This window comes from Pseudomonas sp. S1_E05 (assembly GCF_056337105.1).
On record NZ_JBFRHM010000001.1, the window covers coordinates 2,520,285 to 2,534,141 of the forward strand.

Consider the following 13,857-nt stretch of genomic DNA (forward strand, 5'->3'; position numbering starts at 1 on the left):
GCTCGCTCGCGATGGTGGAGTCAGGCACCGCGGGCATTCAGGCAGCCATCGTCATCGTTGACGACCATCGCGAGCGAGCTCGCTCCTACAGGGATCGTGTCTGCCTGACCACGGCGAGCCCGTCAATCAACCACCGCGCCGCGCTGCCTGCTTGATCACTACCTCGATGTTACGCAATGCCGGGATCAGTAATGCCGCGATGTCCATCGCCCGAACCGTTGGCTGCACCCCTCTGCCCATCCGCAGAAATAGCGGGTCATCGAAGTGCAGGCGCCGGCGCGCCAGTGCGCCGTCCGATTTGATACGCTCTGTAGCCTCTGTGGAGACAATTTCCTCACGGCCGCGCACTGTTGTTCTGGCAAAAAAAAACCACGCCGACACCGGCATGGGCTGAAAAATGGCTGGTTACGGCCAACCAAAGGAGTTGCGCAAAAGCGCTGTCAGCCAGGATCAGATGCAATCCTGCGCGACGCGCTCAAAGCTCGAAGGCAGTACGTTCGAGGCCAGCAGTTGCGGGTCGTAGACAAATACCTTGCCGCCCTTGCCAGCCTTGTGCGCCTCCAGCACCTTGTCCGCCGAAACCTTGCTGGGCACCACAATCCGATAGCTGCGCTGGCTCTGCGAAACGGTCGACGTCAGTGCGTTGTCCTGCAATTTCGGCACAACGCAATCGGCGTACTCGGCCGGGGTCTTGCGGGTGTGCAAGGTCAGGGTCGGTTCGTTTGGTGCGCAGGCGCAACCCGTGAGCAACACCGCAGCACACGCCATGGCCGCCATCGGTAAATCACCCATTCGACTGATCCTCAGCAAGTCGCGTCGCCAGGTGCCTGGCGACGCTGCAGCGATACGCTGTACGCCGCGCTGCGCGACAGCAGCACCGGATCGTCCGACGGTTCGATGCCATCCGGCAGGCGCATCGGGTCGAACACCCCTGGGTTGCACAAGGTGTCCGCTTCGACCGCCTGAACGCTCAGGCGTCCGAGCTCGAGGCGAGCGCTGTGGTTTTCGCTCCACTGTTGCGAGGGATCGACCAGCGAATCGTTCGGCCCCGCCGGCTGAATGTACAAGCGAAACTGCACCGTGCCGGTCTGCAGACGCGCATCGAGTTCTGCGGCCAGAAACGCGTCAGGCAGGCTGGCTTCCTGTTCTTCACTGAGCAACACCGTGCCTGCCACCGGTTCCATCACCAGCCGGCCCCACACACCTTCACCACGGCCGTTGACGAAGCGAAAGGCATGCGTGGAAAAGTACGCGGTCGTGGCATAGGACGCCGGCGCCGGGTGCGACGCCAGCAGACGCGGCTGGAGCTTGCCATCGGGGAAGCTGGCTTCGTACGCCTTGATGTTGTTCGGATCAGGCTTCTTGGTGGCCGGGTCAGCCACCCGCGCTTGCAGGAACGCGACGAACGAAGCGGGCGTGGCGGCGAAGAACACCGGCTCGGAAATCATCATCAGGTCGTAGGCTTGGGCACTGTCGTTCAGGTGCACCGACAAGCCGCGTACGGTGCGGCTCTTATCAGAGACGTTGGGGTTGCCACCGCCCACTGAAAAACGCAGCACCGCGGGCACGCCACCCTGGGCAAACAGGCTCGACCTGACCCATTGGGGCGCGTCAGTCGATGGCGTGAATTCACCACTCGCGCAGACGCCCTTGGCATGAGAACTGCGCGCAGCTTGGTGTTTGCCGAACACTGCATTCAGTGCATCGACCATTTCGGCAGGACGGGTATTTTCGTGTGCGTTCATTTGTCTTGGCTCGGCAATCATCAGGCTTGGTTTTGGTTTTATGGCGTTGCCAGGCGAGTCTAGCGGCATTACGCGATTAATGACAATACCAATTGTCATTAATCGCCTTACCCCACTTTGCCGGAGGGATTGCTATGATCGGCACTTTTGGACCAAAAGGATTTTTTCGTGACCACGAAAAACGACATCCTGCGCCTGTTACAACGCGAACCGCTGACTGTCGTGCAGTTGTGCGAGCACCTGGACGTCACGCGCAATGCCATCAACGTGCAGTTGCGCCAACTCGAAGCCCAGGGGCTGGTCCGTCGCGCCACCCTCAGGCAACGCGGGATGCTCGGCAAACCACCGGTGGTCTATGAAGCGGCGCCGGGCAGCGAGGACATCGAGTCGAGCGCCTATCGGCTGTTCCTGCGCGGGCTGTTGAAAGTCATGCAGACGCGCATGGACGAGCGACAGATCAGTGAATTGCTCGACGAGACCGGCCGCCACCTCGCCCGCGAAGCCGGTATCGCCACGCCCGAGGACTTTCAAAGCGGCCTGCAGTCCGCCATGGCTGCTGCCAACGCGCTCGGCGCCAACACCGAAGCGCATGCCCAGGACGAAGGCATCATGGTGCGCAACTACACGTGCCCGCTGGGCGGCGCCGTGCACGACGAACCTTGCGTCTGCCGGGCGATGGCGTCGTTCTTCTCCGAAGCCACCGGCCAACCGGCGGCGGACCAGTGCCTTCGCGGAGAACGCCTGGTGTGTCAGTACCTGATCAGCCGCCCCATGGAGAGCGGCGCCTGAACTACACCGAAGCCAGCAACGGCATGTAGCTGCGTTTGTAGAGCTTGTCGCCCAGCAGCTTGAGAATCAGGTTGCGGGCCGGCACCGGCAGCGTGCGCATCTTGTCCCGCGCCACGCATTGTTTCTGTACCCAGTCCACCCTCGGCTGACGCCTGGCGCTGTACGCCTGCAACGCCGCATCCAGGTCCTGATGGGTGGCGATGGCGTCGGCCATGACCCAAGCATCCTCGATGGCCATGCCCGCGCCTTCCGCCATGCTTGGCGATGAGGCGTGGGCCGCGTCGCCGATCAGCACGGCGCGGCCGCGATACCAGTGCGGCATGACCACTTGCTGGATGCTGCCGAAGTGGGTGTCCTGGCCGGTGTCGGCAAGCAGTGGAAACAGCGGCCCGGCGAAGTCACCGAACAGGCTTTGCAGTGAGGCGTGCCTGACGCGGTCGAATTCGTCTTCAGCCACCGCCATGTCGGCATAAACGTAGACCTGCTCGCCACTGACCGGGATGGCCAACAGCGTGCGGCCCTTGCCCAGCATTGCTGTCCAACCTTCGATATCCGTGGTGTTCTGCGTGATGAAGCGCCAGCAGACGTTGCCGACAAAGGACGGCTGGATCGCCGGAAAAATCATCCGGCGCACGGTCGAATCAATGCCGTCGGCGCCGATGACCAGGTCATAAGTGGCCGTGGTGTGATCGGAGAAAGCCACCTCGCAGGCATCGGTCGCAGGCGTGATCCCGGTGATGGAGACGCCGAAACGGGTGTTCGTGCGCTCGAGGGCGCCGCGCAGGATGGTGTGCAGCGCATCACGCGGCAGCGACAGGCAGGGGCCGCAGTCACGCCAGAAGTCTTCGGTGTCGGTGACTGTCAGCAAGCGCCCTCGCTGGTCCATGATCCGTTGCGTTTTGATGAGCGCCGCCGCCCCGCGAACCGAGTCCAGCAGACCGAGTCGGGCGAGTGCGCGGCCGGCGTTGCCAGGCAGGTAGAACCCCATGCCACCGGGTGATTCATCGAGACGGCGCTCGACCAGTTCCGGCGTGAAGCCCTTCAATTCCAGGGCCCTGGCCATGGCAAAACCAGCGATGCCGCCGCCCACAATCAATATCCGCATTGCAAGGTCCTTGAGTCTTTGAACATAAGCAGTGGCGCCATCATAACCCGCCGAAATTACAGGGAGTGTTCCGGCGCGAACCGACATTCATAGAATCAGGCAAGTAACTCACAGGAATGATCTACAGGGCATGCAGGGGCCGGCCACACAATGGTCGTCCACCCCCACTCACTCAGGAATTTCCCCATGCTTGTACACGCCTACGGTGCCCATGCAGGTGACAAACCCCTTGAGCCCATGCAGATCACCCGCCGCACACCCGGCGCCCATGACATCCAGATCGATATCGCGTTCTGTGGCATCTGCCATTCCGACCTGCACCAGGTGCGTGCGGAATGGGCCGGCACGCAATTCCCCTGCGTACCGGGGCACGAGATCGTTGGTCGTGTGACTGCGATCGGCGCCAATGTGGCGGACTACAAGGTTGGCGACCTGGTCGGTGTCGGCTGCATCGTCGACAGCTGCAAGCACTGCGACGACTGTGAAAGCGGCCTGGAAAACTACTGCGACGGCATGATCGGCACCTATAACTTCCCGACCCCGGACGCGCCCGGCTGGACCCTCGGTGGCTACGCGCAAACCATCGTCGTGCATGAACGCTATGCCCTGCGCATCCGCCATCCCGAAGCGCAACTGGCGGCGGTAGCGCCGCTGCTGTGCGCCGGCATCACCACCTACTCGCCGCTGCGTCACTGGAACGCCGGCCCCGGCAAGAAAGTCGGCGTGGTCGGCATCGGTGGCCTGGGCCACATGGGCATCAAGTTGGCCCATGCCATGGGCGCGCATGTGGTGGCGTTCACCACGTCCGAGTCCAAGCGTGAGGCCGCCCGCGAGCTGGGTGCCGATGAGGTGGTGGTGTCACGCAACGCCGAGGAAATGGCTGCGCATGCCAAGAGCTTCGACTTCATCCTCAACACGGTCGCCGCGCCCCACGACCTCGATGCGTTCCTGGTGCTGCTCAAGCGCGACGGCGCATTGACGCTGGTCGGCGCCCCCGCCTCGCCGCATCCGTCGCCGAACGTGTTCAACCTGATCACCAAGCGCCGCACGGTTGCAGGCTCGATGATCGGCGGCATTCCCGAGACCCAGGAGATGCTGGATTTCTGCGCCGAGCACGGCATCGTCGCCGACATCGAACTGGTGCGCGCCGACCAGATCAACGCGTCCTACGAGCGCATGCTCAAGGGCGAGGTGAAATACCGCTTCGTGATCGACAACGCCACGCTGGCTAACTAACCCCCCCGCTAAAAAACAACCTTGTCCCGCCCCCGATCCAGGGGGCGCGATGCTTTGCGTTTAAAGGATTCAAACCATGACCCAACCCCCCAAAACATCCTGGGGCGCGGTATTCGCCATGTCCCTCGCCGCCTTCGTGCTGGTGGCCTCGGAATTCATGCCCGTCAGCCTGCTGACACCGATTGCCGCCGACCTGCATGTCACCGAAGGCCAGGCCGGCCAGGGCATCGCCGTGTCCGGATTGTTCGCGCTGATCACCAGCCTGCTGATCGCCTCGATCGCGGCGCGGGTCGACCGCAAACCCCTGCTGCTGTCCCTGACGTTGCTGATGATCGTCTCCGGGACGGTGGCTGCTTTCGCACCGAACTACACGATCTTCATGATGGGCCGCGCCCTGATCGGCGTTGCCATTGGAGGGTTCTGGTCGCTGTCGGCGGCCACCGCCATGCGCCTGGTTCCTGAAGACCAGGTCACCCGGGCGATGGCCATCGTCAACGGCGGCAACGCCCTGGCAACGGTGATTGCTGCGCCACTGGGCAGCTTTGTCGGTTCGTTGATCGGCTGGCGCGGGGCGTTTTTCTGCATTGTGCCGGTCGCCGTCATCGCCGCGGCGTGGCTGATGTTCAGCATGCCCACGCTGAAAAACAGCGCCAGCGCCGGCAACGGCAACGTCTTCCGGTTGATGAAACGAATGCCGGTGGCCCTGGGCATGATTGCAGTCAGCGTGTTCTTCATGGGCCAGTTCATGCTGTTCACCTACCTGCGTCCTTTCCTTGAAACGGTCACGCAGGTCAGCGTTTCCACGCTGTCACTGATGTTGCTGGTGCTCGGCTTGGCGGGCCTGGCCGGGACCTTCCTGATTGAAGGGTTTCTCAAATCCGGCCTGCATCGCACCCTGATCGCCATCCCCGTACTGATGGCCGTGATCGCCCTGGCGCTGTTGTCCTTCGGCAGCTCGGCGATGACCACCACGGTTTTACTCGGCCTGTGGGGATTGGTCGCCACGGCGGCGCCGGTGGGTTGGTGGACCTGGTTGGCGAAAACCCTGCCGGACGATGCCGAAGCGGGTGGCGGCCTGATGGTCGCCATCGTGCAACTGGCGATCGCCTCCGGCGCCACCGTGGGCGGTTTGCTGTTCGACTTCAGCGGCTATCGCGCAACGTTCGAGTCGAGCGCGATGTTGCTGGGTGTCGCGGCTGTCCTGGCGTGGCTGGCGGGTCGCTGCGCATCGCGGGAGATGCGTGGGGTAATCAGATCAATCCCAACGTCAACGCCTTGAGGGTCGCGGCGGCCCGTGTGGTGCACTGCAATTTGCGGAACACGCTTTCAACGTGGGTGCGCACCGTGCTCGGGCTGATGCCGAGCTGGCGCGCCACCTCCTTGTTGCTGCCACCCATGCTGATGCACTGCAGGATCTGGGTCTCTCGTTCACTGAGCGGGCTGGTGTTGGACTTACAGGGGGCCACGGCGCTTCACCCCGCGCGGCGGCGATCACCGCCTGACAAGCGCGCGGGTCGAAACGCCCTTCTGCTGCTTCCTCGAGCAGCAGGCGTTCGGCGTCACTCTCGCTGAACGCTGGACGCCAGGGTCGCACGCAACGCAATGCCTGCCAGGCAAGCGCCGCCGCCAGCAAACGGTGTTCAGGTTGCAGGGCATCCCCGTCCAGCCCCCGGAAATAACCGCTGCCATCGAGTCGTTCGTAGGCGTTGGCGGCGATTTGACCGGGAGCCACCAGCTCAGGGATCTGCTTGCAGGTGCGCGACGTCCAGTACGGCACCAGTCGCACCTGTTCGAGATCGCCATCGAGCAATGGGCCGGGCAGGTTCCAGATGCGATTGGGCACCGCCGCCCGACCGACGCCATGAATGAGCGCCGCTTTGCCCAGTTGCTCGATGGAGGGTTCGGCGAGGCCCCACAGCTTGGCCGCGTCGCGCACCAGTTCGGCCGAGCGCCGGGAATAACCTGCCAGCCAGGGAATTTTCAGGTCGATCACATCGCCTACCAACGTTAGCGGCACCTGTGCCTTCAGCGCGGGCGAGCTTGAATGGGTGGCTGGCGGCTCCCTCAATGCGTCCAGCCATTCGGCGGCATTGCGTGAAAGCTCGGCGGCCAACGAGGCCGGATAACGACGGTTGCCCTGGCCCGCAATCCACTCGAGCGCAGAATCGAGCCCGTGCACCCGCGAGAGAATCTCCAGGTCCCCGGCCAGCAGCACTCGATAGACCACTTCCGGCACTTCGGGATGGCGCAGGCCCCCCGGGCGGCCTTCGCCGTCGAATTGCTCGAACACATGGCGCAGTCCCAGTTCGACCGGCGCACTCAACCCCAAAGTCTGGGCGATGTCACCCGCCACCTCACAATGTACCTGGGCCTGCGGCGCGGTCTTGCGCATGGCCCGCAGCCCCGCCGGGCCCAGCGTCTGGCTGAGCATCGCGTTGCGCCCGGCGACGTCATCACCGAGCAGGCGCATGAAGTCCTCGGCGTTGGCGGTGCAACCGGACCAGCGCAGCAGGGACACCTGTCGCGCCACTTCGATGTGTTCGCCGGCGCCGTCGCAGGTTTGCGCAAGCCACTGGGCCAGGCGAGCGGCGCGGCGTGACTGATCAGTGGGTTGGCCCATGCTCAAGTCGCCCACAACGGACAGGCACACCATTGCACTTTCCAGCTCAACCGCGTCGGCACCCTTCATCACGCTCTCCATCATTCACCTGTTTTTTTGTCCGCCTCGGATAAACGACCGATACCGGACCTCACGCGTATTCCGGAAACTGGTCACATCAACCACAGGAGATTCCACCATGTTCAAACCCAAGGCAATCGCCCTCGCCCTCGCCATGACCGCTTCCGTTTTTGCTGGCGCAAGCCACGCCGCCACCCCGCAACCTTCGGTAGTGATCGTGCACGGCGCATTCGCCGACGGCTCCGACTGGGCCAAGGTCGTTCCATTGCTGCAAGCCGAAGGCATCAAGGTCACCGTGGTGCAGAACCCGCTGACTTCGCTGGCCGATGACGTGGCCGCCACTCAGCGCGTACTGAACAACCAGGACGGCAATGTGGTGCTGGTCGGCCACTCCTGGGGCGGTACAGTAATCACTCAGGCCGGTACTGACCAGAAAGTTCGTAGCCTGGTGTACGTCGCCGCGTTCGCCCCGGATGCCGGCCAGGCCGTCAAGGACCTGGGCAAGCAATACCCGGCGCCGTCCGGCACGAAGGACATCGCCGCCGATAAAAACGGCTTCCTCTACATGACCGCACAAGGCATGGCCACCGGCTTCGCTCAGGACCTGCCTGCTGCCCAGACCGCCGTCATGACCTCGACCCAAGGCCCGATCCGCGCCGCTGCATTCGAGGACAAGACCAGCGCCGCCGCCTGGAAAGGCAAGCCGTCGTGGTACGTAGTCGCCCGTGAAGACCGCATGATCCAGCCAGACTTGCAACGCGATTTTGCCAAGAAGATCAAGGCACACGTCACCGAGGTGGAGTCTAGCCACGTGCCTCAACAGTCGCGCCCGGCAGATGTGGCCAAGGTCATCATTGATGCGGTGCACAGCACCAAGTAAGTGGGTGACAGGCCCCTGACAGGCGATCAATGCCTGTCAGGGAGACCCCTACTCATCCCATCAGGGCTGTAAAATTGCCCGCCGATATGTCGATAATTGGGCAATCTTTTTAGCGACCGGCGGGTACTGATGGATCATCTACTTTCACTTCTTTCCGAGACCATCCCCAAAGCGCAGAACCTCGAACAGTTGACGCGCCCATTGCTGACGCTGCTCAGCCAGGTGACGGGGATGGAGTCGACCTACCTCACCACCATCGACACCGACCAGGGTATCCAGCGGGTCGAGTTCGCCCGCAACACCGGCGACATGGTCATCCCGGAAGGGTTGGTCGTGCCCTGGGGCGACACCCTGTGCAAGCGCGCCCTGGATGAAAACCGCCTGTACTGCGATAACGTGGTCGAAGCCTGGGGAGACTCCGAGGCTGCCGCGGCGCTGGGCATCAAGACCTATGTGAGTGCGCCGATCAAGGCCCAGAACGGCGAAGTGCTGGGAACCGTCTGCGCCGCCAGCTCCAGCCAGGTCGCTCGTACGCCGGAAGTCGAACCGCTGCTGACGCTGCTCTCGGGCCTGTTGGGCTATTCCCTGGAACGCGAACGACTGGTCGAACGCCTGCAAATGCTCAATGCCGAACTGACCAAACTGGCGCTGTCCGACCCCTTGACCGGCCTGTCCAACCGCCGCGCCATCCTCAGCGACGCCACCCGCCTGCTCGCCCTTGCCGAGCGCGAGCACAAGTACATCCTCATGGCCGTCATCGACCTCGATGGCTTCAAACTCGTCAACGATACCCACGGTCATCTGGCCGGCGATGAACTGCTGCGCGGCGTGGCCATGCGCCTGCAACAAGCGCTGCGAACCAGCGACATCATCGGCCGTACCGGCGGTGACGAATTTGTCGCGATTGCCTTGGGCACCCTGTCCGAAAACCCCGACCAGGCCCAGGACATGCAGCATGGAGCCGAGCTGCTGCAGCAACGCCTGAGCAAGGCGACGATCGGGCGATATGAACTGGGCGATGGCCTGGACGACTTCCACTATCCCGGCGCGAGCGTGGGGGTGGTGGCGGTGATGCCTCAAGGGATGACGGCAGATGAGGTGATCAAGCTGGCGGATCGGGAGATGTATCGGGTGAAGGTGGCGCGCAAACCCCAGCGCTCGTAACTGGTTGCAGGGGCGACGACTCAGTGGAGGGTGGCCGCTCTGCGGCTTTCGCCAATCCTGATTCGATCCAACGCGCGGTTCAACGCATCCAGGGCACCGAGAAGCGCCTTGGCCTCGGCCTCTCGACCATTGCCCCAAAGACGCTCAGCCATTTTGTTCAAGGCCTGGATCGACCGCTCGATATCAGCGGCAGTTACTGAAGCCCTGTTCTCAGGTGGTGTTTTTGGCATTTCAGGAGCCTTTGCAAGGCAGGCTTTGAGTCTGCGATGGGTGCTGACCCGTTCCGGGTGGCGACGGGACATTTAACACCATTAAAATGCCACTACGAAGATGCCCCGGCAAGCCGGGGCAACGGCGATCAACGATTGGCGAAGTACATGGTCACTTCGAAACCAATGCGCAGGTCGGTGTAGGCGGGTTTAGTCCACATGGTGCGATCCTCTTGTTATTGATAGGAGTACTGCAATTCTCGCCGCAACACCTGAATCAGCGTGCTGCGACAGGTGTGTCATCCGTGGCACACCTGCGCCGACCACCCGGCCCCGCCCTGCAGTCCTTTCAGTGCGCTGGATTGGGCCTTGTAGGCCGACGTCCGGCTTTCGGCATGTAGCTTGCTGCAATGGTCGGCATGCGACGCAAGGATGACTGCAAAAGGCAGACCAAAGGTCTATGGTTGTTACACCTGTGCAGCGTTCACGCTCTGACTGAGCGTCGCCATTACAAAAACAACAGCCGATCCGCAGCGCCTGACCCGCTGACGGCATCGGCATCGGGAGTCCTGCTATGCCTGTGCATGCCGTGGAAACCAACGCAAGTGAACTGGCTGCCTTCGTCGATGATCACTTCCATGATCGCGGTATCCGCCCGGACCGGGTGATTGCCCAGTCCTGGTATCGCAGCATCAACCAGCACCAGCTCAATCCACGGGCGGTGAACGTCAAGAACATCCTCACCGCGGAAGAAATACGCCAGCACCAGGCCCAGCACCAGGAATACCTGGCCATCGCCAGCCAGGGCGTCACCGGACTGGCCAAGCGCGTGGTGCCCGCCGGTTTTGCCGTGTTGCTCAGCGATGAACAAGGCATCACCCTCGACGCTCGCCTGCCCAACCAGCACGATCCCTATACCCAGTCAGGGCTGATCGTCGGCGCGCGCTGGGACGAATCGGTGGCCGGCACCAACGCCATCGGCACCGCCCTGGCCGCCCAACAGGCGATGATCATTCACCGCGAAGAACACTTCCTGGCCTCCAACTTCCGCCTCAGCTGTTCCGTGGCCCCGATCTTCGACGCCCAGGGCTTGCTGCGCGGCTGCCTCAACGCCACCTGCCTGAACAGCGCCGGGCCGAAGGAATCACAGTACCTGACCCTGCAACTGGTGATCATGTATGCGCGCATGATCGAGAACTCGCACTTTCGCCAGCGCTACCGTGACTGCCTGACGCTGGCGATCAAACCGCGCGATGACATCACCGACCTGGCCAACGAACAGTTGCTGGCCCTGGATGAAAGCGGCCGGGTGGTCGGCGCCAATCGCGCTGCGTTTGTCGCCTACGACCAGGTGCAGAACCAGCCGTTGCTTTGCCGGCGCATCGACACCCTGCTGCCGGCCAATGTCGATGAACTGCTGAGCATGACCAGCGGCGGCGCCCGCGGCGTGCAACTGCGTGCGCTGATCGACGAAGCGCTGGTCGACGTCGGCCTGCGTATCCCCGTCGGTCGCCTGAAACCCGCCGAACCCACACGCCCGAGTCACCCGCAGCACCCGCAACTCGATCAACTGGGCGGCCGCGACGCGATCCTGCAACAAGGCGTACGACGTATTCGCAAGGTGATCGACAAGGGCATTCCGATCCTGATCACCGGCGAAACCGGCACCGGCAAAGAAGCCTTCGCCCGCGCCATCCACCAGGCCAGCCTGCGCCGCAAGGGCCCCTTCGTGGCGCTGAACTGCGCCGCAATTCCCGAAACCCTGATCGAGAGCGAACTGTTCGGCTACCGCGCCGGCAGCTTTACCGGCGCCGACAGGAAAGGCATGAAAGGCAAACTGGAACTGGCCAATGGCGGCACCCTGTTCCTCGACGAAATCGGAGACATGCCCGCACACCTGCAAACCCGTTTGCTGCGCGTGCTGGCCGAACGGGAAATCTCCCCCATCGGCGCAGCCGCGCCGGTGGCGCTGGACGTCCAGGTGGTGTCCGCCACCCACCAGAACCTGGCCGGCATGATCAGCGCCAAACAGTTTCGCGAAGACCTGTTCTACCGCCTCAGCGGCATGACCTTGCACCTGCCTGCCCTGCGCGAACGCAGCGACCGCGCCGAACTGCTCGATGAACTGCTGGCCGCCCAGCCCGGCGCGGCCGGGTTACGCCTGGACAACGAAGCGCGGGCCCGGCTACTGGCCTACCCCTGGCCCGGCAATATCCGCCAGTTGCTCAATGGGCTGCGTTACGCCGTGGCGTTGGCTGAAGACGGGGTGATTGATAGCGATTGCCTGCCGGCGGAATTGCAGGGGATGAATGCGCCGCTACCGCTCGCCCTGGCACCCGACGTGCCGCCCAGCAGCAATCTGGCCGAACAACTGTGCAGCGATGAGGCACGGCACCTGTATGCCACGTTGCGGCAGCATCAATGGAACATCACCGCAGCGGCCGACAGCTTCGGGATTTCGCGCTCCACGCTGTATCGCAAAATGAAAAAACACGGGATCGTGCAGCCCAACGAGGTATTTTGAGCACGAACACGATCACCCCGTGCAGAAGCCGGGCGCTTTCACGCCCGGCCATCATTCACTCCTGGATGTACACCACATGGGTATGGGTGAACTCATACAACCCATGCTTGCCATCCGCCCCACCGATCCCGGACTTGCGCGTACCGGCATGGAAGCCCTGCATGGCTTCGAAGTTTTCGCGGTTGATATAGGTCTCGCCAAAGTCGAGTTCTCGGGCGGCCTTCAACCCGGCACTCAGATTGCGGGTGTAAACCGACGAGGTCAGGCCGTATTCGCTGTCGTTGGCCAAGGCAATGGCTTCATCCAGCGAGTCGACCACCTGCACCGGCAATACCGGCCCGAAGATTTCTTTGCGCATGATCTCCATATCGGCCTTGCAGCCGGCCAGCACGGTGGGCTGGTAGTGGAAACCTTTGCCAAGGTCGGCGACGTTGCCGCCCGTGATGATTTGCGCACCTTGGCTGCTGGCGGTCTTGACCATCTGCGCGACCTTGTCCAAACCGATCTGATTGACCAGCGGGCCCATATCCAGACCAGCTTCCCTGGACGGGTCACCGTACTTGGTGGCGGCCATGGCGCTGGCCAGTTTGTCGATAAACTCATCCGCCACACCACGCTCGACGTACACCCGTTCAGCGCAGTTGCACACTTGCCCGGTGTTGATCACGCGTGAGGCCGTGATGGCTTTAACCGCCAGTTCCAGGTCGGCATCACCCAGTACGATGGCCGGCGCCTTGCCGCCCAGCTCAAGGTTGAGCTTGGTGATGTTCGGGGCGGCGGCGGCCATGATCCGCGAGCCGGTGGCGACGCTGCCGGTGAAGCTGATCAGGTCGATACCGGCATGGCTGGTGAGGGCATGCCCGACGCCTGCGCCAGTGCCGCTGACCACGTTGAACACGCCGGTGGGCAGGTCGGTCTCAGCGACCAGGCGGGCGAATTCGAAGCAGTTGATGGGCGTCTCTTCGCTGGGTTTGATCACGATGGTGTTACCGGTGATCAGTGCCGGCGCCATCTTGCGGGCGATGAGGAAGAACGGGAAATTCCACGGCAGAATGCCGGCCACCACACCCAGGGGTTTACGTTGCAGGAAGATGTGTTCGCCAGCGCGGTCACTGGTCAGCACTTCCCCTTCCAGGCGGCGGGCCCACTCGGCCATGTAGTCGAGGTAGTCGGCGGTGAAGTTGACTTCCACCAGCGCCAGGCCCGGCACCTTGCCTTGTTCCTGGGTGATGATGCGCGCCAGGCGGTCGGCGTTGGCGCGCACCTTGTTGGCGATCTGGCGCAGGTAACCGGCGCGTTCGATGGCCGGTTTCGCGGCCCAGCCTTTTTGCGCTTTGCGCGCGGCGGCGATGGCGCGCTCGACCTGCACAGTGGTGGCCTGTGGCACGCGAGCCAACAGGGCGGCGTCGGCCGGGTTGTACACCTCTATCAGCTCTTCACTGCCGACAAAGGCGCTATCGATGTAGTTCTGGTAGGTGACGATCTCGCTCATTGCAGTCTCTCCTGTCCATGAAAAAACGCCCGT

At 63.0% G+C, this 13,857-nt stretch carries 13 protein-coding genes and 1 pseudogene; 6 read left to right on the top strand and 8 right to left on the bottom strand.

Annotated elements, in window-relative coordinates:
• Positions 1-126: 126 nt before the first annotated feature.
• The 3 genes from AB4N33_RS11630 to AB4N33_RS11640 form a co-directional block, all read right to left on the bottom strand.
• Positions 127-387 carry a hypothetical protein gene (locus AB4N33_RS11630; protein ID WP_476457355.1) on the bottom strand — a complete coding sequence of 87 codons (261 nt, stop codon included), beginning with the start codon at positions 385-387 and terminating at the stop codon, positions 127-129.
• 63 nt (positions 388-450) lie between these two features.
• Positions 451-792 carry a hypothetical protein gene (locus AB4N33_RS11635; protein ID WP_476457356.1) on the bottom strand — a complete coding sequence of 114 codons (342 nt, stop codon included), beginning with the start codon at positions 790-792 and terminating at the stop codon, positions 451-453.
• An 11-nt stretch (positions 793-803) separates the two neighbouring features.
• Positions 804-1,745 carry a catalase family peroxidase gene (locus AB4N33_RS11640; RefSeq protein WP_476457357.1) on the bottom strand — a complete coding sequence of 314 codons (942 nt, stop codon included), beginning with the start codon at positions 1,743-1,745 and terminating at the stop codon, positions 804-806.
• A 168-nt stretch (positions 1,746-1,913) separates the two neighbouring features.
• On the opposite strand from AB4N33_RS11640, the gene AB4N33_RS11645 reads away from it, so the two are divergent.
• The gene (locus tag AB4N33_RS11645) at positions 1,914-2,534 is read left to right on the top strand and encodes a helix-turn-helix transcriptional regulator (protein ID WP_476457358.1); all 621 of its coding nucleotides are present in this window, start codon (positions 1,914-1,916) and stop codon (positions 2,532-2,534) included.
• A 1-nt stretch (position 2,535) separates the two neighbouring features.
• Here the strand turns inward: AB4N33_RS11645 and AB4N33_RS11650 are convergent, their stop codons facing one another.
• Entirely contained in the window at positions 2,536-3,639 is a 1,104-nt protein-coding gene (locus AB4N33_RS11650) for an FAD-dependent monooxygenase (protein WP_476457359.1), read from the bottom strand.
• A 186-nt stretch (positions 3,640-3,825) separates the two neighbouring features.
• Between AB4N33_RS11650 and AB4N33_RS11655 the strand changes: the two genes are divergently transcribed.
• Complete coding sequence (locus tag AB4N33_RS11655; RefSeq protein WP_476457360.1) at positions 3,826-4,875, top strand: NAD(P)-dependent alcohol dehydrogenase; 1,050 nt, start codon at positions 3,826-3,828, stop codon at positions 4,873-4,875.
• A 76-nt stretch (positions 4,876-4,951) separates the two neighbouring features.
• Positions 4,952-6,154 (top strand): MFS transporter, encoded by a 1,203-nt coding sequence (locus AB4N33_RS11660; RefSeq protein ID WP_476457361.1) that lies wholly within the window; start codon positions 4,952-4,954, stop codon positions 6,152-6,154.
• On the opposite strand, the pseudogene AB4N33_RS11665 reads toward AB4N33_RS11660, so the two are convergent.
• Positions 6,126-7,564 (bottom strand): annotated as a pseudogene (locus AB4N33_RS11665) (HD domain-containing phosphohydrolase). The gene AB4N33_RS11660 and the pseudogene AB4N33_RS11665 sit on opposite strands and share 29 nt — an antisense overlap.
• A gap of 109 nt (positions 7,565-7,673) precedes the next feature.
• Here AB4N33_RS11665 and AB4N33_RS11670 point away from each other — a divergent pair.
• Both AB4N33_RS11670 and AB4N33_RS11675 read left to right on the top strand, forming a co-directional pair.
• The gene (locus AB4N33_RS11670; RefSeq protein ID WP_476457362.1) at positions 7,674-8,435 is read left to right on the top strand and encodes an alpha/beta fold hydrolase; all 762 of its coding nucleotides are present in this window, start codon (positions 7,674-7,676) and stop codon (positions 8,433-8,435) included.
• Positions 8,436-8,564: 129 nt separating this feature from the next.
• On the top strand, positions 8,565-9,599 hold the full coding sequence (locus tag AB4N33_RS11675) for a sensor domain-containing diguanylate cyclase (RefSeq protein ID WP_476457363.1): 1,035 nt from the start codon (positions 8,565-8,567) through the stop codon (positions 9,597-9,599).
• 20 nt (positions 9,600-9,619) lie between these two features.
• Here AB4N33_RS11675 and AB4N33_RS11680 read toward each other — a convergent pair whose 3' ends face one another.
• Positions 9,620-9,829, bottom strand: a complete 210-nt coding sequence (locus tag AB4N33_RS11680; RefSeq protein WP_476458809.1) for a hypothetical protein — start codon at positions 9,827-9,829, stop codon at positions 9,620-9,622.
• A gap of 128 nt (positions 9,830-9,957) precedes the next feature.
• Positions 9,958-10,029 (bottom strand): pyrroloquinoline quinone precursor peptide PqqA, encoded by a 72-nt coding sequence (gene pqqA / locus AB4N33_RS11685; protein WP_003243383.1) that lies wholly within the window; start codon positions 10,027-10,029, stop codon positions 9,958-9,960.
• A 353-nt stretch (positions 10,030-10,382) separates the two neighbouring features.
• Here pqqA and AB4N33_RS11690 point away from each other — a divergent pair, with 353 nt between their 5' ends.
• Entirely contained in the window at positions 10,383-12,332 is a 1,950-nt protein-coding gene (locus tag AB4N33_RS11690; RefSeq protein ID WP_476457364.1) for a sigma-54-dependent Fis family transcriptional regulator, read from the top strand.
• Positions 12,333-12,387: 55 nt separating this feature from the next.
• Here the strand turns inward: AB4N33_RS11690 and aldA are convergent, their stop codons facing one another.
• Positions 12,388-13,824: an aldehyde dehydrogenase gene (gene aldA / locus AB4N33_RS11695; protein WP_476457365.1), complete on the bottom strand. Its 1,437-nt coding sequence runs from the start codon at positions 13,822-13,824 to the stop codon at positions 12,388-12,390.
• Positions 13,825-13,857: the final 33 nt, after the last annotated feature.

Coding starts and splice junctions, on each gene's coding strand:
- AB4N33_RS11630 (WP_476457355.1), bottom strand. CDS start 387: ATGCCGGTGTCGGCGTGGTTTTTTTTTGCCAGAACAACAGTGCGCGGC.
- AB4N33_RS11635 (WP_476457356.1), bottom strand. CDS start 792: ATGGGTGATTTACCGATGGCGGCCATGGCGTGTGCTGCGGTGTTGCTC.
- AB4N33_RS11640 (WP_476457357.1), bottom strand. CDS start 1,745: ATGAACGCACACGAAAATACCCGTCCTGCCGAAATGGTCGATGCACTG.
- AB4N33_RS11650 (WP_476457359.1), bottom strand. CDS start 3,639: ATGCGGATATTGATTGTGGGCGGCGGCATCGCTGGTTTTGCCATGGCC.
- AB4N33_RS11655 (WP_476457360.1), top strand. CDS start 3,826: ATGCTTGTACACGCCTACGGTGCCCATGCAGGTGACAAACCCCTTGAG.
- AB4N33_RS11660 (WP_476457361.1), top strand. CDS start 4,952: ATGACCCAACCCCCCAAAACATCCTGGGGCGCGGTATTCGCCATGTCC.
- AB4N33_RS11670 (WP_476457362.1), top strand. CDS start 7,674: ATGTTCAAACCCAAGGCAATCGCCCTCGCCCTCGCCATGACCGCTTCC.
- AB4N33_RS11675 (WP_476457363.1), top strand. CDS start 8,565: ATGGATCATCTACTTTCACTTCTTTCCGAGACCATCCCCAAAGCGCAG.
- AB4N33_RS11680 (WP_476458809.1), bottom strand. CDS start 9,829: ATGCCAAAAACACCACCTGAGAACAGGGCTTCAGTAACTGCCGCTGAT.
- AB4N33_RS11690 (WP_476457364.1), top strand. CDS start 10,383: ATGCCTGTGCATGCCGTGGAAACCAACGCAAGTGAACTGGCTGCCTTC.
- aldA (WP_476457365.1), bottom strand. CDS start 13,824: ATGAGCGAGATCGTCACCTACCAGAACTACATCGATAGCGCCTTTGTC.